This window comes from Pseudomonas sp. S3E17, from assembly GCF_024168685.1.
Lineage (GTDB): Bacteria > Pseudomonadota > Gammaproteobacteria > Pseudomonadales > Pseudomonadaceae > Aquipseudomonas > Aquipseudomonas marginalis.
Genome location: NZ_JALJWE010000001.1, coordinates 4,482,517 through 4,504,020, shown reverse-complemented (window position 1 = coordinate 4,504,020; position 21,504 = coordinate 4,482,517). Strand labels below are relative to the sequence as shown.

The window sequence follows — 21,504 nt, the reverse complement described above, 5'->3', positions numbered from 1 at the left end:
CTCATAGACGGACCTGTCCTTCGTATACGCGCGAGGCCGGCCCGGTCATCATCACCGGGTGGCCAGGGCCTGCCCACTCGATGGACAGGCGTCCACCGGGCAGGTCGATCAACAGGGGCGAATCCATCCACCCCTGGCTGATCGCGGCCACGGCAGCGGCGCAAGCACCGGTACCGCAGGCCTGGGTTTCGCCGGCGCCGCGTTCCCACACGCGCAATTGCGCGCGGGAACGGTCGATCACCTGCAGGAAACCCACATTGACCCGCGCCGGAAAACGCGGGTGGTGTTCGATTTTCGGCCCCAGTTCATGCACGGGGGCAGTGTTGATGTCGTTGACCCGTAGCACCGCATGGGGGTTGCCCATGGACACGGCAGCGATGTCGACGGTCTGGCCGTCAACGTCCAGCGGGTAGCTGGTGGCCTGCTCGGTCGCCTGGAACGGAATATCCGCCGGCACCAGGCGCGGCGCACCCATGTTGACGCTGATCTGGCCGTCGCTGCGGATATCCAGCTCGATCACGCCGCTCTTGGTCTCGACGCGAATCTGCCGCTTGGCGGTCAGGCGCTTGTCGAGCACAAAGCGTGCAAAGCAGCGCGCACCGTTGCCGCACTGTTCCACTTCGGAACCGTCGGAGTTGAAGATCCGGTAACGGAAATCCACCTCCGGGTTGCTTGGCGCCTCGACGATCAGCAATTGGTCGAAGCCAATCCCGGTATGCCGGTCGCCCCACTGTTTAGCGTGCTTGGGCAGGATGTGTGCGTGCTGGCTGACCAGGTCGAGGACCATGAAATCATTGCCCAGCCCGTGCATCTTGGTAAAACGCAGCAGCATGGCTTACTCCGGCAGCAGGCTTTCGCCAGCATACAACTCGGCTACCGTCTCGCGGCGACGCACTTCAAACGCTTGATCACCGTCCACCAACACCTCGGCGGTACGTCCGCGGGTGTTGTAGTTGGAACTCATGACAAACCCGTAGGCACCGGCCGAATGCACGGCCAGCAGGTCGCCTTCTTCCAGGGCCAGTTGACGATCCTTGGCCAGGAAGTCGCCGGTCTCACAGATAGGGCCGACAATGTCGTACGCGCGGGCTTGGGTGTCACGAGGCGTCACGGCGGTGACATTCATCCAGGCCTGATACAGCGCCGGGCGGATCAGGTCGTTCATCGCCGCATCGACGATGGCGAAATCCTTGTGCTCGGTGTGCTTGAGGTACTCGACCTGGGTCAGCAGCACGCCGGCGTTGGCGACGATATAGCGCCCCGGCTCGAACATCAGCGTCAGGTCGCGGCCTTCGATACGCTCGCGCACGGCCTGGATATAGTCGGCGATCGCCGGTGGCTCTTCATCGCGATAACGCACGCCCACGCCACCACCGAGATCGATGTGGTGCAGGTAGATGCCGCATTCGCCCAGGCGGTCGATCAATGCCAGCAGGCGGTCGAGGGCATCCAGGAACGGCGGCAGTGTGGTCAGTTGCGAGCCGATATGGCAGTCGACACCCAGCACTTCCAGGTTCGGCAACTGGGCGGCGCGGATGTACACGTCTTCGGCGTCGGCAATGGCGATGCCGAACTTGTTCTCTTTGAGACCGGTGGAAATGTACGGGTGGGTGCCGGCATCGACGTCCGGGTTGACGCGCAGTGAGATCGGCGCACGAACACCCATCTCGGCCGCGACGACTTGCAGGCGTTCCAGCTCGTCGGTGGATTCGACGTTGAAGCAATGTACGCCGACTTCCAGGGCCCGGCGCATGTCCTCGCGGCTCTTGCCGACGCCGGAGAACACGATCTTGTCGGCCTGGCCGCCGGCGGCCAGGACCCGTTCCAGCTCGCCACGGGAGACAATGTCGAAACCGGCGCCCAGACGCGCCAGGACATTCAGTACACCCAGGTTGGAGTTGGCCTTGACTGCGTAGCACACCAGGTGCGGTACGCCATCGAGCGGGTCGGTGAACGAGCGGTATTGGGCTTCGATATGCGCACGGGAGTACACGTAGGTCGGGGTCCCAAAGCGCTGGGCAATCGCGGACAACGCCACGCCTTCCGCGAACAGCTCGCCGTCCCGGTAGTTAAAAGCGTCCATGGAGCTCCCTTATTCGTAGGTGTCGTGCTTATGCGCTTTGGAGGGCTTTTGCGACGATTGCGCCTGTTCATTCGGGTCTTTGCTGTCATCGGGCAGGTACAGCGGGCCTTTTTGACCACAGGCACTAACGAGGCAAGCGACCGCGACGAGCGCAGCAAGGGAAGAGATCAGGCGCTTCATGGCGAAATCCTTGAATATGCATTAATTGCGCCCGAGTATACCGACCACCCGCCAGCTTGCCTATGCGCTGAAATACCCGTCCGGCGGGGGTTTGCCGAGATGGTCGGGAAGCGGACTACGCTGGTTGAGGATATTTCACGCCGTCAATCGTGTTGAAATCGGTATCCTTTGCAATCGGCGGGGCTCGTCCGTATCGTGCGGCGCTTGGGCAAAACCAGACACTTTCGAGGTTGCCACAATGAGTTTGACCGAAGCCCGTTTTCACGACCTGGTGGATGCCACCCAAGAGAAGCTGGAAGATATTTTCGACGACAGCGACCTGGATGTGGATCTGGAAAACTCGGCCGGGGTGTTGACCGTCAAGTTCGAGAGCGGCCAGCAACTGATCTTCAGCCGTCAGGAACCGCTGCGTCAGCTGTGGCTGGCGGCGCGCTCCGGGGGCGTTCACTTCGACTACGACGAAGAAAGCGGCAAATGGCAGTGCGACAAAAGTGAGGAGTTGCTGGGCGAGATGCTCGCGCTCCTGGTCCACGAATATACCGGCGCCGAGCTGGATTTCGACGAGATTTGACCGTGACCCAGCCTGCACCCGCACGCCCCCCCAAGCCGCTGTTCAGTAATGTCAGCCCGGCGGTGCCGTCACCTTGTATCAGTTTGTGTCGCCTGGACGAGCAAAAAGTCTGCCTCGGCTGCTTCCGTCATGTGGAAGACATCCGTGAATGGCGCTCCGCCGATGATCAGCGGCGTCGAGTGATCGTGGCCCAGGCCGAGCAACGCAAGGCCGCGCTTTGAGCTCGTCTTGTTTATTTACGGTGCTGTGGTAGTGTCCGGATACGCCTCAACTCATCGAGGCCCGTGAGAACCCCGCCTTTTCCTGGCGGGGTTTTGCTTTTTTGTGCAGAAAAAAGGAGTCTGCCTGAATCATGACCACCGCACCTTCCATCATTCTTACCCGTCTTGACGTGCAGCGTCTGGAGCAACTGATCGACCGCTTGGGCGACGAGTCTCCCGGCGTCGAAGCGTTGCAAGCCGAACTCGACCGCGCCGACGACGTGGTTGGTCACGATGAAGTACCTGCGGGTGTCGTGACCATGAACTCCAGCGTGCATTGCCGTGAGCAAGGCAGCGGCAAGGACTACCACCTGACCCTGGTCTATCCGAAGGATGCAAATGCCGATGCAGGCAAGATCTCGATCCTGGCCCCGGTGGGCAGTGCCTTGCTCGGCTTGCAGGTGGGTCAACACATTGATTGGCCAGCACCCGGCGGCAAGACCCTCAAGCTTGAACTGCTCAGTGTTGAAGGCCAGCCCAAAGACGGCGGTGCCTTCCCGCTCTAAACCTGATTCAACGCCGCATTGAGTGCCTGTTCCAGCTCGGCCTTGTAGCGCAGGTACAGGTTGCTCGGGCTTTGCACATCACCGAGCAGGCCCGACAGGTCGAGGTCGGTGATGTAGCAGCGATAGCGTTCGGTTTCCCGGCGTTGACCGACGATCTCCTGGGCGACCACGGCAAATAACTGGTCGCCGAATTCCAATTCGGAAAACTCCCGCTGATTGCAGTACAAGGTAATGCCCACCTGGCCCGGTGCCGCCTTGCCGATAATCGCCTGCACGTCATAAAACGGTTTGTCGGCAGGGTTCTGCGGGGCCGGCCGCGACTCCACCCCGCGCGCGCGCGTGCTGCCTGACGGCAGCAGTTGGTAGTACAAGATTTGCACCTCACCCAACGGTTGTTGCGTGTCCAGGGGCGACAGTGCTTCCCGGCGATAGATGATCGACTGCAAAAAGCGCTGCAACGGCGCCAACAGGCTCTGCTCATCATGAAACGGCAAGCGTTGCTGCCAGAGCGCGTTGAATTCATCCAGCACATACAGCTCGGCGAAGCCTTCGTTGACCCGGTAGAACACCTGTACGCAATCGGCCATGCCCATGGGCAGCAACAGCGCCAGGTCGTGGTCTTCCAGGGCCATGGCGTCCAGATGCAGCGGGCTGTAGCTGGCCAGTTCTTCGCTGAGGTAGGCCACCAGCGCATCCTGGGTCGCCAGTGAGACGTGGGTGGCCTGGCCCGGCATCAACTCCATCACGTGATAGTGCTGCTGCACCTGGAGCACGTAGCGGTGATTGCCCTGTCCCAGCAACAGGTGCTGCGCGGTATTGAAGATTTCTTCCACGCGCTGGGCAATGAACTGCGCACGGTTGTGGCAGAAGCAGCGCACCCGCAGCCGAGGCAGATGATCCGGCGGCAATTGGTTGAGGTAGTCGCGCAGGCAGTCGAGCAGCGCATGGGGGCCGTCGTAGCGGCTCACCATCACCTCGTTCCAACTGTTGAGCGTGACCTGGTCCAGGGTCAGTACCAGGTTGTCGCGCACACCGGCATAACTCAGGGAGTCGGTGCGCTCGGTGGTCATCAGGATATTCAGGTCGCGATGATGCTTGAGTGGGTCGACGCCGACGTTGATCAGCAGCAACACTTCCTCGGGCACCGCCGAGCGCAGCAGGCGCGCTTCATCAACGCTGGCCAGGGGCAGGGCGATAGCCTGCTGCAGGCTGCCCAGCAGGTTGAACAGCTCGAACTCGGTCATGTCGCTGGTGCCGGGGTGCAGCGCCAGGCGCGTGCTGCTGTCGATGACGCCGTTGCGGTGGCACCAGGTGAGCATTTCCAACAGGTCGCGGCTGCGCTTGATCGGCGCGAAGTGCTCCCATTCCAGGGCCGTGAGGTTACCGTTGTACAGGCCCCAGTGGTGCTGGCCGGGCTCCTTGCGGTTGGGCGATTGCACCAGGGTCAGGGTGTCTTCGGCCAGGTCCGGGGCGATGCCGGGGTTGATGAATTCAACCTTGCCGGCCTTGCGTTCAAAGGCGGCATAGAGGCGCCGCCCCAGCACATTGAGGTCGCGCTTGTTGATCAGGCTGACCGTCTGTTCGGTCCGGGCGAACTGGGTCAGGAAGCGATAGCTGTAGTTCAGCTCGCTGACCAGGGCGCGGCGCTCGGAGGCCACCTGCCGCACTTTCCACTGGCTGCGGCTGTCCAGCAGCGCCAGTTGGCGTTGGTCCCAGCCCCACTCGTGGGCCAGGCGCTCCAGCAGCAGGCGTTGCCAGCCGGTGGCGCGCTGGCCCGTGCTGAGCTTGCGGTTGACCTTCAGGTACAGGGCACGACGCACCAGCTCCAGGCGCTCCGGTTCGTTGCGTGCCTTGAGGTATTCCTCGATACGGCGGTACACCACGATGTACGGGTCCAGCTCATCCAGGTCCATGTGGTTGGCGAACACCGCGCGCTTGAAGCGCAGGCTCAGGCAGTGCACGTTCGGGTGTTCGCTGGCGTAGACCTCGGTCAATAACAGCTTGAGTACCGACTTGTAGGGCGACTCGATGCCCTTGAACAGTTGCCACAGGCCGGCACCGATGAATTCACCGGGAGGGATACGCGCCAGGTGGCCGAGGTCGAGGGTTTCATCGGCGCGGATAAAACGCTTGGAGAGCAGCGTGTGGGTGAACTCCGCATAGCGGGTCTCTTCATACACCGGCACCAGCCACCAGATCGGCGTACGCCCGGCCAGCCAGATCGCTGTGCGGTAGAACTCGTCCAACAACAGGTAGTGCTGGGTCGTGCCGCAGTCGTCGGAGCTGAGTTGGGTATCGCGCTCGCCAAGCACAAAGCGAGTCGGCTCGATCAGGAAGAAGTGCGCTTCTGCGCCCATGCCCAGGGCCCAGGCTTCCAGCAGTTGGCATTTTTTGCGCAGCTCGGCGAGCTCGTTTTCGCCCAGGTCGGGGGCGTGGCACACCCACACATCCATGTCGCTCTGGTCGGCCTGGGCGAGGGTGCCGAGGCTGCCCATCAGGAACAGGCCGTGGATCGGCTTGGGTTGATTGACCGGGCGCGGCTTGTAGGAGAACGAGCGGGTCAGGCGCTGGGCTTCCGTGAGTGCCTGGGCGTCGGGCTCGAAATTCGACAGCCCGGCCGGTGTACTGCCCGATACATAACCCGGCAACAGTGGATGATTGACGTGAAAAAACAGCGGCAGCAGGGTCAGTACGCTTTGCTGGCGCGGCGTCAGCCCTTCGATGGCACGAGCCATGCGACCTTCATTGAGAGCCATGAAGCGCGCGCGCAATTGGGCCAGCACCTTGCGGTCGATGCCTTCGTCCAGGTCAGGGCGGATTTCATGGGTGCGGGTCATGTCGAACTCGGTGGCTCGCAGGGCCCGACGCGGGCGGCCATGTGGGAGTTTACAGCCAGTCGCGTAGGAGGTTTAGAGGGAAATGGTTTTTGACGTCAATAATCGGGCCATTCCACAGCAGCGCCCTCGGAATCCGCGAGAGGCGGACTCCATGGGCGGTATACGGTATCAGGCGGCTTCTTTGGTGTTGGCGGTGCTCAGGATGGTCAGCAGGGTTTGGGCCTGCTCTGCAGCGTCCCGGCCAAGGCTGGTCAGGTAGCCTCCGTCCGGTTGGTCGATAAGCCCTTTCGCATGGAGACGCTTGGCAGCGGCGATGGCAGAGGGAGCAGCGGTCTGATGGACTTTCAGACCTTCCTTGGTGCTGTCCAAGGGGAAGAGTACAAGGATTTCCAGTTCGGCAACCAACTCAGGGGTATACGACATAAGGACTCCAGACTTTCTAAAATTTATTAGAGGCTAGCAGGCCATAAGGTGAACGCACTTTGCCGAACTGTCCAGCGTGTTGCGGTGTGCCGGGATTATTCCTTTTCGGGCGGCAGCTCAGGCAGTGCCCGCAGCGCTGTTTCATACCATTCGGTATTGAAGGCGCGGTCCTCATCCAGCATCGCGTCGATTTCGAAAGCCAACACGTGAGCCATGAGATTCAGGATCTCTTCACGCTCATAGCCCACCAGGGTCAGCTTATTGAACGTGGCCTTGGCGGCAGGCGGATTGTCGCTTTCGATCTGGTTTTCGATCGCTTCGATCAAGGTGTTTTCGGTGAACGCTTCTTCGTCGCTGTCGATATCGGTCGGCTCGCTCATGGCAGGCTCCTCAAGGAAAGGGCGCCAGTCTACCCCCATTCAGGCAGGTGATGCTGCTGGTCAGGCTGGCCCCGGGGATCTATAACTCCTGCAGCCAACCCCGCACACGGCCTGGAGGCTTTGCGATGCTCAAGCTTTACGGATTCTCGGTCAGCAACTACTACAACATGGTGAAACTGGCACTGCTGGAGAAAGGCCTGGCTTTTGAGGAGGTGCCCTTTTATGCCGGGCAAACCCCTGAGGCCCTGGCGGTCAGCCCGCGTGGCAAGGTGCCGGTGCTGGGCGTGAAGCAGGGGTTTATCAACGAAACCAGTGTGATCCTCGAATACATCGAGCACTCCCAGGAAGGCCCGTCGCTGTTGCCGGCCGACCCGTTCCAGCGTGCCCAAGTGCTGGCATTGTGCAGGGAAATCGAGCTGTACATCGAATTGCCCGCCCGCGCGTGTTTTGCCGAGGCGTTTTTCGGTATGCCGGTGCCGGAGGCGATCAAGGAGAAATCCAGGGCTGAGTTGCTGCTGGGGATCGGCTCTTTAGGCCGTCACGGCAAGTTCGCGCCTTATGTGGCGGGGGAGGGCTTTACGATTGCGGATCTGTATTTCATGTACAGCGTGAACCTCGCCTGTGCGGTGGGCGAGAAGCTGTTTGGCCTGGACCTGTTGGCTGAATTGCCGGCGGCCAGAGTGTTGCTGGAGCGACTGCATGCCATGCCTAATGCGCAGAAGGTGGCGGCGGACAGGGAGGCCGCGATGCCGGCGTTCATGGCGATGGTTGCGGCCAAAAAGTGATCAAATGTGGGAGAGGGTTGCCCCCCTCCCACCTCTTTCAGCGGCTGGCGAGCAGGGCCTGGCCGCGAGCGACCGCAGCCTTCACCTGTGCCGGCGCGGTACCGCCCACGTGGTTACGGGCATTCACCGAGCCTTCCAGGGTCAACACGGCAAACACGTCCTGTTCGATCTGGTCACTGAACTGGCGCAGCTCTTCCAGGCTCATTTCCGCCAGGTCCTTGCCGGTGTCGACGCCGTATTTCACCGCATGGCCAACGATCTCGTGGCAGTCGCGGAACGGCAGGCCACGGCGTACCAGGTAGTCCGCCAGGTCAGTCGCCGTGGAGAAACCGCGCAGGGCCGCTTCACGCATGATCGCGTGCTTGGGCTTGATCGCCGGGATCATGTCGGCAAACGCGCGCAGCGAGTCGCGCAGGGTGTCGGCGGCGTCGAACAGCGGTTCCTTGTCTTCCTGGTTGTCCTTGTTGTAGGCCAAAGGCTGGCCTTTCATCAGGGTCAGCAGGCCCATCAGTGCGCCGAATACACGGCCGCTCTTGCCCCGCACCAGTTCGGGCACGTCGGGGTTTTTCTTTTGCGGCATGATCGAGCTGCCGGTGCAGAAGCGGTCCGGCAGGTCGATGAACTGGAATTGCGCACTGGTCCACAGCACCAGCTCTTCGGAGAAACGCGACAGGTGCATCATCGCGATGCTGGCGGCGGCGCAGAATTCGATGGCGAAGTCGCGGTCCGACACGCCGTCCAGGGAGTTGCCGCCGACGGCATCGAAGCCCAGCAGCTGCGCGGTGTATTCGCGGTCGATCGGGTAAGTGGTGCCGGCCAGGGCAGCGCTGCCGAGCGGCATGCGATTGGCGCGCTTGCGGCAATCCACCAGGCGCTCGTAGTCGCGGCTGAGCATTTCGAACCAGGCCAGCAGGTGGTGGCCGAAGGTCACGGGTTGTGCGGTTTGCAGGTGGGTGAAGCCAGGCATGATGGTGTCCGCCTCACGCTCGGCCTGCTCCAGCAAGCCTTTCTGCAAGCGGGTGATTTCGGCCAGGATCAGGTCGATTTCATCGCGCAGCCACAGGCGGATGTCGGTGGCCACCTGGTCGTTACGGCTGCGACCGGTGTGCAGTTTCTTGCCGGTCACACCGATACGGTCGGTGAGGCGCGCCTCGATGTTCATGTGCACGTCTTCCAGGTCGACACGCCAGTCGAACGTACCGGCTTCGATCTCACCGCGGATGGTGGTCAGGCCATCGATGATGCTGTCGCGCTCGGCGTCGGTCAGCACGCCGACCTTGGCCAGCATCGTCGCGTGGGCGATGGAGCCCATGATGTCGTGGCGGTACAGGCGCTGGTCAAAGGTGACGGAGGCGGTGAAGCGGGCGACGAAGGCGTCGACGGGTTCACTGAAGCGGCCGCCCCAGGACTGGTTGGTCTTGTCGGTGCTCATGGGTTCGCTCGTGGTCTGCTTATTAAGAGGCATGAAAGTGTGGCGGCGATAATAACAGGGTTGCCCTTGGAGGCGGTGCTGCGGGTCGTCGGCATTTTTATTTGTGCAAAGGATGGCTAAGTGCCTTGCCGCCGACCGCGTCCGGGACGAGACTGGAGGCAGCTGCTTATTGATACGATATTTGACGATTGAGCAATATCGTCTCGGCGAGCGTCTACAGTTGGACTGATAGTGTGTGAATGCACCAAAGTCGGGTAATGCGGTCAGAGCCTGACTATCCATTTAAAAGGGGGGTATTCGGATTGTGTATCAGCAAACCCTACGACGATGCCCGAAGGCAGCAGGTCTTGGGCGCTATTGAACAGGTCCGGGTAAATATGGGTGCCGCTGTCAGGGCACTTTTTGCCGCTCGCGCTAGTCTTAGCGTGGATCGCTGTGACGCAAGTCACCGCACCTGTCTACGCTATCCTTGTGCGAGACTCACGCAGGAATCCAGCGCTATATGAATGTCCTGATCGTTGATGACGAACCCCAAGCCCGCGAGCGACTGAGCCGTTTGGTCAGTGAACTCGAGGGTTATACAGTCCTTGAACCGAGTGCCACCAGCGGCGAGGAGGCGTTGACGTTGATCGACAGCCTCAAGCCGGACGTGGTGTTGCTCGATATCCGGATGCCGGGCCTCGATGGCCTGCAAGTTGCTGCCCGCCTGAGTGAGCGCGAATCGCCACCTGCCGTGGTGCTGTGCGCCGCTCAAGAAGAGTTTGCCGCGCAGACACTGGAAGCCAGTGGTGTCAGCTTCGTAGTCAAGCCAGTGACTGCCGAGGCCTTGCTCAGGGCCCTGAAGAAAGCCGAACGTCCCAATCGCGCCCAACTCGCTGCCCTGACCCAGCCGGCCGCCCAAAGCGGCAACGGGCCGCGCAGCCATATCAGCGCCCGCACACGCAAAGGCATCGAGTTGATCCCCTTGGACCAGGTGGTCTACTTCATTGCCGATCACAAGTACGTGACCCTGCGGCATGAGGCTGGCGAAGTGTTGCTCGATGAGCCGCTCAAGGCCCTTGAGGATGAATTCGGTGACCGCTTCGTGCGAATCCACCGGAACGCGCTGGTGGCCCGTGAGCGAATCGAGCGCCTGCAGCGCACGCCCCTCGGGCACTTTCAGTTATTCCTCAAAGGGCTTAACGGGGATGCGTTGATCGTCAGCCGTCGCCATGTCGCCGGCGTGCGCAAGATGATGCAGCAGCTTTAGCCCGAGGGTTTTGGCAAGCCTGCATTCATTATCCCGGTGCGACGTGGCCAGGGAGGCCCCGCACTTGCTGATTCAAATCAAAGCGTATTTGCCTGAGCTGTTATTATCTGCCGTATCTATTCAGTACGGATTGATCCATGTCCTCTCGCGAAATCCGCATCGCCACCCGTAAAAGCGCCCTGGCCTTGTGGCAGGCCGAATACGTCAAAGCACGCCTTGAGCAGGCCCATCCCGGCCTCAAGGTGACCCTGGTGCCCATGGTCAGTCGCGGCGACAAGCTGCTCGACTCGCCGCTGTCGAAGATCGGCGGCAAGGGCCTGTTCGTCAAGGAGCTGGAAACCGCGCTGCTGGAAAACGAAGCCGACATCGCCGTGCATTCCATGAAAGACGTGCCCATGGATTTCCCCGAAGGCCTGGGCCTGTTTTGCATCTGTGAACGTGAAGACCCGCGTGACGCCTTCGTTTCCAATACCTTTGCGTCTTTGGATGATTTGCCTCTGGGCAGCATTGTCGGCACCTCCAGCCTGCGTCGCCAGGCACAACTGTTGACCCGTCGTCCGGACCTGCAGATTCGCTTCCTGCGTGGCAACGTCAACACCCGCCTGGCCAAGCTGGATGCCGGTGAGTATGACGCGATCATCCTCGCCGCCGCCGGCCTGATCCGTTTGGGCTTCGAAGACCGTATCACCTCGGCCATCAGCGTCGAAGACAGCCTGCCTGCTGGCGGGCAAGGCGCCGTGGGCATTGAATGCCGTACCGCCGATAGTGAAATCCACGCGCTGCTCAAACCCCTGGATCACCATGAGACCGAAGTGCGTGTCACGGCCGAGCGCGCCCTGAACAAGCACCTCAACGGTGGCTGCCAGGTGCCGATCGCCTGCTACGCCGTGCTCGAAGGTGAAAACCTGTGGCTGCGTGGCCTGGTTGGGGATCCGGATGGGGGCACTCTGCTGACTGCCGAAATCCGTGGTCCGCAGCGTGACGCCATCGCCCTGGGTGTCCAGGTGGCTGAAGAGCTGCTGGACAAGGGCGCTGGCGCCATTCTGCAAAAAGTCTACGGCGAGGCCGGCCCGCAGTGACCGATTGGCGCGTGCTGCTGACACGGCCTGCCGAGGAATCGGCGGCCCTGGCGGCGGCGTTGTCCGAAGCCGGTATCTTCAGCAGCAGCTTGCCTTTGCTGGACACCGAACCGTTACCCGTTACCCCCGAACAACAGGCTGTCTTCGGTAATCTTGGCCGCTACTGTGCGGTGATCGTGGTGAGCAAGCCGGCCGCGCGGCTTGCCGTGCAGCAGTTGGATCAAGCCTGGCCGCAACTGCCGTGGTTCAGCGTCGGTGCGGCCACCGCGCAGGTCCTGGCTGATCACGGCCTTTGCGTTCACTATCCCCAAACCGGCGACGACAGCGAGGCCTTGCTTCAATTGCCTGCGTTGCGCGAGGCTATCGCACGGCCCGGTGCGCGGGTGTTGATCCTGCGCGGCGAGGGGGGGCGGGAGCTGCTGGCTGAGCGTTTGCGCGAGCAAGGTGCTAGTGTCGACTACCTGGAGTTGTATCGCCGTTTCCTACCGGCTTACGACACGGGCGTACTGACCCAGCGCATCCAGTTGGAACGCTTGAACGGCCTGGTGGTCAGCAGTGGGCAGGGTTTTTTGCACCTGCAGGCCCTGGCCGGACCCGATTGGCCACAGGTGGCGCAGCTGCCGTTGTTCGTGCCCAGCCCGCGAGTCGCCGAGATGGCGCGGGCCGCTGGCGCAGAAAAAGTTGTGGATTGTCGCGGCGCGAGTGCCGCGGCTTTGTTAGTGGCGTTACGGAGTCATGCCGTTCCCACTCTCTGATACGCAAAGGACGGATACGTGAGCGAAACAGCCTTGCCTAAAGATGAAACCCAACCCGCACTTGATGCGCCGGTTGAGTCACCGGTCACCGCGCCGCGCCGCGGCAATGGCCTGGCAGTTGTCGCCCTGCTGCTTGGCGCTGCGGGTGTTGCGGCCGGCGGTTGGGGTCTCTGGCAGGTTCGTGCCCTGCAAGCCAGCAGCCAGCACCAGCTGGGCCAAGTGCAGACCCTGGATGACCAATCCCAGGCCCTCAAGCAAAGCCAGCAACAACTGGCTGCACGCCTGGCGCAACTGCCGGGTGCGGATGAGCTCGAGGAGCGCCGTCGCCTGGTGGCCCAGTTGCAGGGTGACCAGCAGCGCTTGAGCCAGCGCCTGGAAACCGTGCTGGGTGCCAGCCGCAAGGATTGGCGCCTGGCTGAGGCCGAGCACCTGATTCGCCTGGCGAGTTTGCGCTTGTCTGCCTTGCAGGACATCAACAGCGCCCAGGCGTTGGTCCAGGGCGCCGATGAGATTCTTCGCGAGCAAAGCGATCCGGGCTCCTACGCCGCGCGCGAGCAGTTGGCCAAGAGCCTTGCTGCGTTGCGCAGTACTGAGCAGCCGGATCGCACCGGGCTGTATCTGCAATTGGCAGCCTTGCGTGATCAGGTCGTGCAACTGGCGGCCATCGCCCCTGAGTACCAACTGACTGAACCCGCATCCCAGGGGCGTCCAAGCACCGATACGGACAATCGCTGGAGCCAGTGGTGGGAGCAGATTTCCCGGTACTTCCGCATCGACTTCAACCCCGACGACAACATTCGTCCACTGCTCGCCGGTCAAGGCCTGAACCAGGTACGCCTGGCCCTAAGCCTGGCCTTGGAGCAAGCACAATGGGCGGCGCTCAATGGTGAATCGGCGGTGTACAGCCGCTCCCTGGGTGAGGCACGCAGCGTGTTGCAGGACAACTTCAACCAGGACAACCCGCAGAGCAAGGCGATGCTGGCGCGTATCGCCGAGCTTGAGCCCAAGGCTGTCTCGGTGGTGACACCGGACCTGGCGGCGAGCCTGGCTGCGGTACAGGCGTACCTCGAACGTCGTCATCTATCTGCCGACGAAGCCAAGGCGGCTGCCACGCCGGCGGCCACGTCGGCGAAGCAGGAGTAGAGCCGATGAAGCGTTTCTATGTGATCCTGGTGCTGGCGATTGCAATCGCCCTGGCACTGGCTGTGGGCATTTCGAAACACACCGGCTATGTGTTGATTACCTATCCTCATGTGCTGCACTACGAGTCGAGTCTATGGGCTACCGTGGTGGCGGTGTTTGTCTTCGGCCTGGCCATCTACTTGATCCGCGTATTGCTGAGCCTGGTCACCACCTCGGGTGGCGTGGTCAACCCGTGGTCGCGACGTAACCGCAGTCGCCGTGTGCAGATCGCCATCGAACAGGGCCAGATGGACCTCGCCGAAGGCCGTTGGGCCAGTGCCGAACGTCACCTGCACCGTGCCGCCGAGGCGGAGCGCCAGCCATTGCTGTACTACCTGGGCGCGGCCCGGGCGGCGAATGAGCAGGGCCGTTATGAAGAATCGGACGGCTTGCTCGAGCGCGCCCTGGAGCGTCAGCCCCAGGCCGAGCTGGCGGTTGCCTTGAGCCATGCGCAGTTGCAATTGGACCGTGGCGACACTGATGGCGCCCTTACCACCTTGCAGGCCATGCACGAGCGCCATCCTCACAACGGCCAGGTGCTGCGCCAATTGCAGCGTCTGCACCAGCAGCGTGGCGACTGGTCGTCGGTGATCCGCCTGTTGCCGGAGCTGCGCAAGGACAAGGTACTGCCCGCCGGCGAATTGGCCGAACTGGAGCGACGTGCCTGGGGGGAGAACCTGAGCCTGGCGGCCCAGCGCGAAGAGCAGGGCGAAGCCGGCTTGCAGTCTCTTGAGCGGGCCTGGCAACAACTGACTTCCGCCCAGCGCCAGGAGCCGCAACTGGTCCTGGCCTATGCCGAGCAACTGCGTCAACTGGGCGCCGATGCCAACGCGGAGGAAGCATTGCGCGGTGCCATCAAGCGCGGCTACGACAGCCACCTGATTCGTCTCTACGGCCTGCTGCGCGGCAGTGACCCTGCCCGGCAATTGAAGTTTGCCGAAGGCTGGCTCAAGGATCACCCGGGCGATGCCAGCCTGTTGTTGACATTGGGTCGTCTGTGCCTGCAAAACAGCCTGTGGGGCAAGGCGCGGGATTACCTGGAAAGCAGCCTGCAGGTGCAGCGTAATCCCGAGGCCTGTGCCGAACTGGCGCGGCTGTTGGCCCAGTTGGGTGACACTGAGCGCAGCAACCAGCTGTTCCAGGAAGGCCTGGGCTTATTGGATAACCGCTTGCTGGCGTCTCCGCTGCCAGCTCCTGCCCGAGTTTGATGCAGGAAGAAGTCTAGGGTTGGCTCAGATATTTCTGATGGCCAGCCCTTCAATGCTGAGCGTATGCCGGCCCTGAGGGGCTTTGAAGCAAACTCCTACGTTCATGCGCTTCAAGTCTTCCATTCTCTGACGGGATGTCCCTACGTTCTCACGGAATCGTCTGCTCTGGCGCGTATTGAAAGGGGTCAGGCCTTTCCTCTAACGTAACGACCTATCTCTCGCGATGCGGATAAAGCATGTCTTTGGCCCCTTCACGCTCCTTGTTTTTCCTTGCGTTCATGGCGGGTGCGCTGACGTTGGGTGCGTCCTTCTATCTTGAGTTCGGTGCCTCGTTACGCCCTTGTTTCCTGTGCCAGATGCAAAGGGCCTTTTTGGCTGCCTTCACGCTGATCAATCTGGTCGCCGCCATCCACAACCCCAGGCGTTCCACTTTTTACCTATATGGGGTTACGAGCATGGTCTGTGCGTTGCTGGGTGCCATCACCGCAGTACGCCAAGTGCTGCTGCAAAATGCCGCAGCCGATCAGGCCGCCGAATGCTGGCCCAGTCTCAGTCACATGCTCGAGAACCTGTCGCTGTGGCAGGCGTTGCAATTGACGGTCAAAGGCACGGTCGATTGTATGGAAATAAGCTGGACGCTATTTGACCTGAGCCTTCCCGAGTGGAGCCTGTTGTTCTTCCTGAGCATGTTGATCCTCGGTGTCATGCAATTTTTCCGACTGTTTTTGAGCCGTCCATTGCGCTCAGCGAGGCGCTGATCGGAGGCCGCAGTTTGTAGGCCGGGATTAAACACTTGTATGAACTTTCTCTCCTGCGTACCTTGAAGCCATAGTCATGGGGGCATAATCTGGCCCGCACGCGTTATTGAAACCGTTTGTCAGACGCGGCCTTGTCCCGCTGCTGTTTTATCCTTGAAGTGTTGCGCGGGCATCAGGCGGCAGCGCCCCTATAGGGAAGAGAGATCATCATGTTGGAACGTTGCAAGAATGCTCGGGAACGCTGGGGTGGGGTGCATACCCTGATCGACAAATGGCTGGATGCACGACGCAAATTGGTGCTGGCCTTTGATGACCTGGGTGCCGAGCCCGAAGCATTGAGCCAGAAGCGTGAACCGCTGCAAGATTTCTGTGTTGTGTTGGTGGATTACGTATCCGCAGGGCACTTGAGCATTTACACCCAGCTAACCAAGGAGGCGGAAGCCTTCAAAGACCAGCGCGGTCTGGATTTCGCCAAGACCCTTTACCCACGTATCGATGTGATCACTGAGAAGTTGCTAGCGTTTACCGACCTGTGCGATCAAGGCAAGTGTGTCGCCGAGAAATTCAAAGAGTTGGGCGTGCTGCTTCACGAGCGTTTCGAGCTGGAAGACTGCCTGATTGAAGTGCTGCACAACGCTCACAAGGAACACACTGTCGCCCAGGCCTGACCGAGGGGGATGCGATAAAGAACGGTGCACAGGTTGCACCGTTTTTTATTGGGTTAAGAACGGGTATCTAGCAATTCGATCTCAAAAACCAATGGCGTATTAGGCGGGATCAACTCTCCAGCACCGTCGGCGCCATAGGCCTGCGCCGATGGAATCACCAGGCGCCACTTCGCACCTACCGGCATTTGCTGCAATGCGCTGCTCCAGCCGCTGATCACACTGTCCAGGCGAAACCACTGGGGTTGTGTGCTCTGATCGAAAACCGTGCCATCGGGCAATCGTCCAACGTAGTTCACCTGGACCTGATCATTTGCGCCAGGCTTGTTACCCGTGCCGGGTGTCAGTTCCGTGAGCAGGATGCCATCGGCCAACCCACGCACTCCTTTCGCGGCTTTTTCCTTGGCTAAAAACTGTTGCTCGGCGGCAAGTGCCTTTTCACTTTCAGGCGCTTGGGCATCGGCTTCGGTCTGCGCTTCGTGCTCGGCAAGAATCTGTTCGATGCGCGCGTTATCCAACGCCAGCGGCTTGCCTTGATAGGCTTGTTTGAGGCCGTCGATCAAGGCCTGGATCTGCAGGTTCGGGACTTCCTGGCGCAGGCGCTCACCGAGGCTGGCGCCCAGGCTGTAGGCGAGATCGTGCTGATCTTGGGGCGTAGTTTTTGACGGTGATTGCTCGCTTGCATTGGCCGCGGAAATCGCCAGGCCCAGCACAAGGAAAAGGTAACGCGACATGGGCATTCTCCTGCCGAAAGTGCGACGGATTATGCCAGTGCGTGTACGTAAAAAGTGCCGTGTGTTTTCGTTATATCGATAAGAATTTTCGCACGTTGCAACGCAACGCAAACGATACTGTCAACATGCCCTAGCGGCGGTAAGAGCAGAGGGCTAGTATGAGCCGCACCCACGTCAGCCAGGAGGTAAACCATGTCGGCCAAACAGAAGCCTGTAAATACCCCGTTGCATTTACTCCAACAATTGTCGGGCAGCTTGCTCGAACATCTGGAAAGCGCATGTTCCCAAGCGTTGGCCGATGCAGAAAAACTGCTCGCCAAGCTGGAAAAACAACGCGGTAAAGCGCAAGAAAAACTGCATAAATCCCGCACCAAACTTCAAGACGCCGCCACTGCCGGCAAGGCCAAGGCACAAGCCAAAGCCAAAGACGCGGTAAAAGAACTCGAAGACCTGCTGGACGCTCTCAAGGATCGTCAAGCTGAAACCCGCACCTACATTTCCCAACTCAAAAAAGATGCTCAAGAAAGCCTGAAACTGGCCCAGGGCGTTGGTCGTGTGAAGGAAGCCGTAGCTAAAGTGCTGGGTGCCCGTGCACCGGCTAAAGCGCCAGCCAAGCCAGCGGCTAAAGCCACTGTTGCAAAACCCGCTGTGAAGCCAGTTGCCAAAACTGCTGCTGCAAAACCAGCCGCCAAGCCAGTTGCCAAAACTGCTGCTGCAAAACCGGCTGCCAAGCCAGCTGCTAAAACCGCTGCTGCAAAACCAGCCGCCAAGCCAGTTGCCAAAACTGCTGCTGCAAAACCAGCCGCCAAGCCGGTTGCCAAAACTGCTGCTGCAAAACCAGCCGCCAAGCCAGCTGCCAAAACCGCTGCTGCAAAACCAGCCGCCAAGCCAGTTGCCAAAACCGCTGCTGCAAAACCGGCTGCCAAGCCAGCTGCTAAAACCGCCGCTGCAAAACCAGCTACCAAGCCAGCTGCCAAAACTGCTGCTGCAAAACCAGCTGCGAAGCCAGTTGCCAAGACCGCTGCAGCAAAACCAGCTGCGAAGCCAGTTGCCAAGACCGCTGCAGCAAAACCAGCCGCCAAGCCAGTTGCCAAAACCGCCGCTGCAAAACCAGCCGCCAAGCCAGCTGCCAAAACCGCAGTTGCAAAACCAGCCGCCAAGCCGGCTGCCAAACCTGCAGTTGCAAAACCGGCCGCCAAGCCAGCTGCTGCGAAACCAGCACCGGCCAAGCCAGCAGCACCTGCTGCTACTCCGGCAGCGACCACCGCTCCAACCGCATCGGCCAGCAGCACCCCTGCACCGGTAGCGCCAAGCACCACCCCAACCAGCGCTTCCTAAGTGCCGGTGACCATGACGCGCAGCTGCTGCAGCGCGTCATGGTCAAGGTCGGCGGCATCCTCAGCCGCCAGTCCTTCCAGCCACCGCGGTTGAGTCATCTCCCCTTTCGGCCATGCCTGCGTCAACGCTTCCAGGCGCGTCAGCAATTGCCGTTCGGCATCCAGTTCCAGGGCTTTGACCCGTTCGCGCAGCGCCGCCAGTTGCTCATCCTGCTGCACCATGGCACGCCATTGCACCCGCAACTGCCGCAAGGGTTCGATCACCTGCGCCTGCCACGGTCGCGCCAGTTGTTGCAGGGTGCGCATACGCTCCGGCTCGAGTGCCACACCCCGCTGTTCCAGCCATGCGCCGCAGAGCAACAGGCACACGTCCGCCCCTTGCTCCTGCAAGCGCAGGCAGGCGGCTTCGACGCCCGGGCGGGCGTAAGTCGAGAGAGCAAAGCTCCATAGGTCAGCGTTCATATTCACACCCAAGCCAGCGGCCAACGAAGCTGGTAGACTCCGCCGCCATTATGATCCGACTTCAAAGCCTAACATTACAGCGTGGCCCGCAACGTCTTCTCGAAGACGCCGAGCTGACCCTGCACGCCGGTCACAAAGCCGGCCTGATCGGTGCCAACGGCGCCGGCAAATCCACGTTGTTCGCCCTGTTGCTGGGTGAGCTGACCCCGGATTCCGGGGACTGCTTGCTGCCGGCCGACTGGCGCATCGCCCATATGCGCCAGGAAATCGACACCCTGGACCGCATCGCGATCGACTACGTGCTCGATGGCGACCTGCGCCTGCGCCAGGTGCAACACGACCTGGCCGAGGCCGAGAAAGCCCAGGACGGCGGCGCCCAGGCCCGCCTGCACGCGGAACTCGATAGCGCCGACGGCTACACCGCCGACGCCCGCGCCCGCAAGATGCTCGCTGGCCTTGGCTTCACCAACGAACAGATGGATCGTCCAGTCGCCGACTTCTCCGGTGGCTGGCGCATGCGCCTTAATCTGGCCCAGGCGCTGATGTGCCCCTCGGACCTGCTGCTGCTCGACGAACCGACCAACCACTTGGACCTCGATGCGATCCTGTGGCTGGAGGACTTCCTCAAGAGCTATCAGGGCACCTTGCTGCTGATTTCCCACGACCGGGATTTCCTCGACGCCGTGGTCGACAACATTGCCCACGTCGAACAGAAGAAGATCACCCTCTACCGTGGCGGCTACACCGCGTTCGAACGGGCGCGTGCCGAGCGCCTGGCCCAACAGCAGCAGGCGTTCGAGAAGCAGCAGGCGCAGCGCGCGCACATGGAAAGCTACATCGCCCGGTTCAAGGCCCAGGCCACCAAGGCCCGCCAGGCCCAGAGCCGGATCAAGGCCCTGGAGCGCATGGAAGAACTGTCGGCGGCCCACGTCGATTCGCCGTTCGACTTTGTGTTCCGCGAATCGGTGAAAATCTCCAGCCCGTTGCTGGACCTCTCCGATGCACGCCTGGGGTATGGCGAGAAAACCATCCTGGAGAAGGTCAAGCTGCAGCTCACCCCGGGTGCGCGCATCGGTTTGCTCGGTCCGAACGGCGCGGGCAAGTCGACGCTGATCAAGAACCTATCGGGCGAGCTGCAACCCCTGGCCGGTCGTTTGACCCGTGGCGAGAACCTGGTGGTGGGCTACTTCGCCCAGCATCAGTTGGACTCCCTCGACGCCAAGGCCAGCCCGCTGCTGCACCTGCAACGCCTGGCGCCGACCGAGCGCGAGCAAACCCTGCGCGACTTCCTCGGTGGCTTTGACTTCCGTGGCGCGCGCATCGATGAGCCGGTGCTGAACTTCTCCGGTGGCGAAAAAGCCCGCCTGGCCCTGGCGTTGATCGCCTGGGACCGCCCGAACCTGCTGCTGCTCGACGAACCGACCAACCACCTCGACCTGGAAATGCGCCTGGCGCTGACCATGGCCCTGCAGGAATTCAGCGGTGCGGTCCTGGTGGTGTCTCACGATCGCCACTTGCTCAAGAGCACCACCGACAACTTCCTGCTGGTAGCGGATGGCAAGGTCGAAGAGTTCGACGGTGACCTGGACGACTACGCACGCTGGCTCACGGACTACCGCCTGCGCAATGCGCCGGTCAGCAACACCCCGGTCAACCCGGACAAGACCGACAAGAAAGCCCAGCGCCAGGCCGCTGCCGCACTGCGCCAGCAGTTGGCGCCGCACAAGCGCGAAGCCGACAAGCTTGAGGCCGAGTTGGGCAAGGTCCACGAGCGCCTGGCCAAGATCGAAGCCAGCCTGGGCGACAGCGCCGTGTACGAGGCTGCGCGCAAGGATGAGCTGCGCGACCTGTTGGCCGAGCAGGCCAGGCTCAAGGTGCGCGAAGGGCAATTGGAGGAAACCTGGATGGAAGCCCTCGAACTGCTGGAAACCCTACAAGCGGAGCTGGAGGCGCTGTCCTGATGGAGGCCTTGCAACTGCCGTTGCCTGCGCAATGGATCGAGCCTGTATGGATCGGCGTGCAAATCCTGCTGATCCTGCTGGCCGGCTACCTCGCCCAGCGGTTTGTCGCCAAGGGCCTGACGCGCCTGGGTGAGCGCTACCCGTTTCCGCCGCAACTGCTGATGCCCCTGCGTGGCGGATTGCGTTGGCTGATCATGGGCAGTGCGTTGATCTTTGTGCTGGGCCGGCTGGGTGTGTCCGCCACGGTGTTGTGGACCGCGCTGTCGGGGTTTGTCGCAGTGGCGGCAGTGGCGTTCTTCGCCATGTGGTCGGTGTTGTCCAACCTGCTGTGCGCGATCCTGATCTTTACCGTCGGACCGTTTCGCCTCGGTGACATCGTCGAGTTGGTGGATACCGTCGACAAGCCCGGCGTGAAGGGCAGGGTAGTGGCAATCAACTTGCTCTACACCACACTGATCGAAGTGGAAGCCGCAGGCACCGACAGCGCCATCGTACAGGTGCCTAACAGTCTGTTCTTCCAACGCTCGGTGCGACGTTGGCCTGGTACCCATGTGTTCCCGGGTGACCGCTAGCGTTTACATCCTGTAAAAATCTATAGCCAGCCTCTGCTCGGCGGAGTTAGCTTAAGGCCCGACAATCGCTGACTCTTCCCCGAGG

General features: G+C 61.4%; 23 protein-coding genes. 14 read left to right on the top strand and 9 right to left on the bottom strand.

The window, feature by feature from the left end:
* Nucleotide 1 precedes the first annotated feature (1 nt).
* Genes dapF through J3D60_RS20370 form a run of 3 tightly spaced genes read right to left on the bottom strand, consistent with a single transcriptional unit; the run spans nt 2 to nt 2,263 of the window.
* Complete coding sequence (dapF, locus tag J3D60_RS20380; RefSeq protein ID WP_253492603.1) at nt 2-832, bottom strand: diaminopimelate epimerase; 831 nt, start codon at nt 830-832, stop codon at nt 2-4.
* 3 nt (nt 833-835) lie between these two features.
* A complete protein-coding gene (lysA, locus tag J3D60_RS20375; RefSeq protein ID WP_053127711.1) occupies nt 836-2,083 on the bottom strand; it encodes a diaminopimelate decarboxylase in 1,248 nt (415 codons plus the stop codon).
* A 9-nt stretch (nt 2,084-2,092) separates the two neighbouring features.
* Nucleotides 2,093-2,263: a lipoprotein gene (locus tag J3D60_RS20370; protein WP_010207449.1), complete on the bottom strand. Its 171-nt coding sequence runs from the start codon at nt 2,261-2,263 to the stop codon at nt 2,093-2,095.
* A gap of 238 nt (nt 2,264-2,501) precedes the next feature.
* On the opposite strand from J3D60_RS20370, the gene cyaY reads away from it, so the two are divergent.
* The 3 genes from cyaY (at nt 2,502) to rnk (ending at nt 3,600) form a co-directional block, all read left to right on the top strand.
* Nucleotides 2,502-2,834 carry an iron donor protein CyaY gene (cyaY, locus tag J3D60_RS20365; RefSeq protein WP_253492602.1) on the top strand — a complete coding sequence of 111 codons (333 nt, stop codon included), beginning with the start codon at nt 2,502-2,504 and terminating at the stop codon, nt 2,832-2,834.
* 2 nt (nt 2,835-2,836) lie between these two features.
* Nucleotides 2,837-3,055: a DUF1289 domain-containing protein gene (locus tag J3D60_RS20360; protein ID WP_253492601.1), complete on the top strand. Its 219-nt coding sequence runs from the start codon at nt 2,837-2,839 to the stop codon at nt 3,053-3,055.
* Between the two features lie 131 nt (nt 3,056-3,186).
* Nucleotides 3,187-3,600, top strand: coding sequence for a nucleoside diphosphate kinase regulator (rnk, locus tag J3D60_RS20355; protein ID WP_115485496.1), 414 nt, complete (start codon nt 3,187-3,189; stop codon nt 3,598-3,600).
* Here the strand turns inward: rnk and J3D60_RS20350 are convergent.
* The 3 genes from J3D60_RS20350 to J3D60_RS20340 form a co-directional block, all read right to left on the bottom strand.
* Nucleotides 3,597-6,437, bottom strand: coding sequence for a class I adenylate cyclase (locus tag J3D60_RS20350; protein WP_253492600.1), 2,841 nt, complete (start codon nt 6,435-6,437; stop codon nt 3,597-3,599). The two genes, rnk and J3D60_RS20350, sit on opposite strands and share 4 nt — an antisense overlap.
* A gap of 168 nt (nt 6,438-6,605) precedes the next feature.
* Nucleotides 6,606-6,860: a TIGR02647 family protein gene (locus tag J3D60_RS20345; RefSeq protein WP_027608325.1), complete on the bottom strand. Its 255-nt coding sequence runs from the start codon at nt 6,858-6,860 to the stop codon at nt 6,606-6,608.
* Nucleotides 6,861-6,955: 95 nt separating this feature from the next.
* Entirely contained in the window at nt 6,956-7,240 is a 285-nt protein-coding gene (locus J3D60_RS20340; protein WP_027608326.1) for a hypothetical protein, read from the bottom strand.
* 125 nt (nt 7,241-7,365) lie between these two features.
* Here J3D60_RS20340 and J3D60_RS20335 point away from each other — a divergent pair, with 125 nt between their 5' ends.
* Nucleotides 7,366-8,025, top strand: a complete 660-nt coding sequence (locus tag J3D60_RS20335; RefSeq protein ID WP_065938010.1) for a glutathione S-transferase family protein — start codon at nt 7,366-7,368, stop codon at nt 8,023-8,025.
* A gap of 37 nt (nt 8,026-8,062) precedes the next feature.
* On the opposite strand, the gene argH is transcribed toward J3D60_RS20335, so the two are convergent.
* Complete coding sequence (argH, locus tag J3D60_RS20330) at nt 8,063-9,457, bottom strand: argininosuccinate lyase (RefSeq protein WP_065926679.1); 1,395 nt, start codon at nt 9,455-9,457, stop codon at nt 8,063-8,065.
* Between the two features lie 502 nt (nt 9,458-9,959).
* Here argH and J3D60_RS20325 point away from each other — a divergent pair.
* The 7 genes from J3D60_RS20325 to J3D60_RS20295 all read left to right on the top strand — a co-directional run bounded on the left by J3D60_RS20325 (nt 9,960) and on the right by J3D60_RS20295 (nt 16,356).
* Nucleotides 9,960-10,706 (top strand): LytTR family DNA-binding domain-containing protein, encoded by a 747-nt coding sequence (locus J3D60_RS20325; protein WP_065926678.1) that lies wholly within the window; start codon nt 9,960-9,962, stop codon nt 10,704-10,706.
* Nucleotides 10,707-10,843: 137 nt separating this feature from the next.
* A complete protein-coding gene (hemC, locus tag J3D60_RS20320; RefSeq protein WP_065938011.1) occupies nt 10,844-11,785 on the top strand; it encodes a hydroxymethylbilane synthase in 942 nt (313 codons plus the stop codon).
* Nucleotides 11,782-12,540: a uroporphyrinogen-III synthase gene (locus J3D60_RS20315; protein WP_253492599.1), complete on the top strand. Its 759-nt coding sequence runs from the start codon at nt 11,782-11,784 to the stop codon at nt 12,538-12,540. The genes hemC and J3D60_RS20315 overlap by 4 nt, the downstream gene beginning before the upstream one ends.
* An 18-nt stretch (nt 12,541-12,558) precedes the next feature.
* Nucleotides 12,559-13,683 (top strand): uroporphyrinogen-III C-methyltransferase, encoded by a 1,125-nt coding sequence (locus J3D60_RS20310; RefSeq protein WP_065938013.1) that lies wholly within the window; start codon nt 12,559-12,561, stop codon nt 13,681-13,683.
* A 5-nt stretch (nt 13,684-13,688) separates the two neighbouring features.
* Nucleotides 13,689-14,930 (top strand): heme biosynthesis protein HemY, encoded by a 1,242-nt coding sequence (locus J3D60_RS20305; protein ID WP_065938014.1) that lies wholly within the window; start codon nt 13,689-13,691, stop codon nt 14,928-14,930.
* A gap of 236 nt (nt 14,931-15,166) precedes the next feature.
* Nucleotides 15,167-15,688, top strand: coding sequence for a disulfide bond formation protein B (locus J3D60_RS20300; RefSeq protein ID WP_065938015.1), 522 nt, complete (start codon nt 15,167-15,169; stop codon nt 15,686-15,688).
* A gap of 209 nt (nt 15,689-15,897) precedes the next feature.
* Entirely contained in the window at nt 15,898-16,356 is a 459-nt protein-coding gene (locus J3D60_RS20295) for an Rsd/AlgQ family anti-sigma factor (RefSeq protein ID WP_065938016.1), read from the top strand.
* 53 nt (nt 16,357-16,409) lie between these two features.
* On the opposite strand, the gene J3D60_RS20290 is transcribed toward J3D60_RS20295, so the two are convergent.
* Complete coding sequence (locus tag J3D60_RS20290; protein ID WP_253492598.1) at nt 16,410-17,087, bottom strand: FKBP-type peptidyl-prolyl cis-trans isomerase; 678 nt, start codon at nt 17,085-17,087, stop codon at nt 16,410-16,412.
* A gap of 192 nt (nt 17,088-17,279) precedes the next feature.
* Here J3D60_RS20290 and J3D60_RS20285 point away from each other — a divergent pair, with 192 nt between their 5' ends.
* A complete protein-coding gene (locus J3D60_RS20285) occupies nt 17,280-18,425 on the top strand; it encodes an AlgP family protein (RefSeq protein ID WP_253492594.1) in 1,146 nt (381 codons plus the stop codon).
* Here J3D60_RS20285 and J3D60_RS20280 read toward each other — a convergent pair.
* A complete protein-coding gene (locus J3D60_RS20280; protein ID WP_065938019.1) occupies nt 18,422-18,886 on the bottom strand; it encodes a TIGR02444 family protein in 465 nt (154 codons plus the stop codon). The genes J3D60_RS20285 and J3D60_RS20280 overlap by 4 nt on opposite strands.
* Before the next feature lie 50 nt (nt 18,887-18,936).
* On the opposite strand from J3D60_RS20280, the gene J3D60_RS20275 reads away from it, so the two are divergent.
* Both J3D60_RS20275 and J3D60_RS20270 read left to right on the top strand, forming a co-directional pair.
* Nucleotides 18,937-20,847, top strand: coding sequence for an ATP-binding cassette domain-containing protein (locus J3D60_RS20275; protein ID WP_253492591.1), 1,911 nt, complete (start codon nt 18,937-18,939; stop codon nt 20,845-20,847).
* Complete coding sequence (locus tag J3D60_RS20270; RefSeq protein WP_003176850.1) at nt 20,847-21,419, top strand: mechanosensitive ion channel family protein; 573 nt, start codon at nt 20,847-20,849, stop codon at nt 21,417-21,419. The genes J3D60_RS20275 and J3D60_RS20270 overlap by 1 nt, the downstream gene beginning before the upstream one ends.
* Nucleotides 21,420-21,504 lie beyond the last annotated feature (85 nt).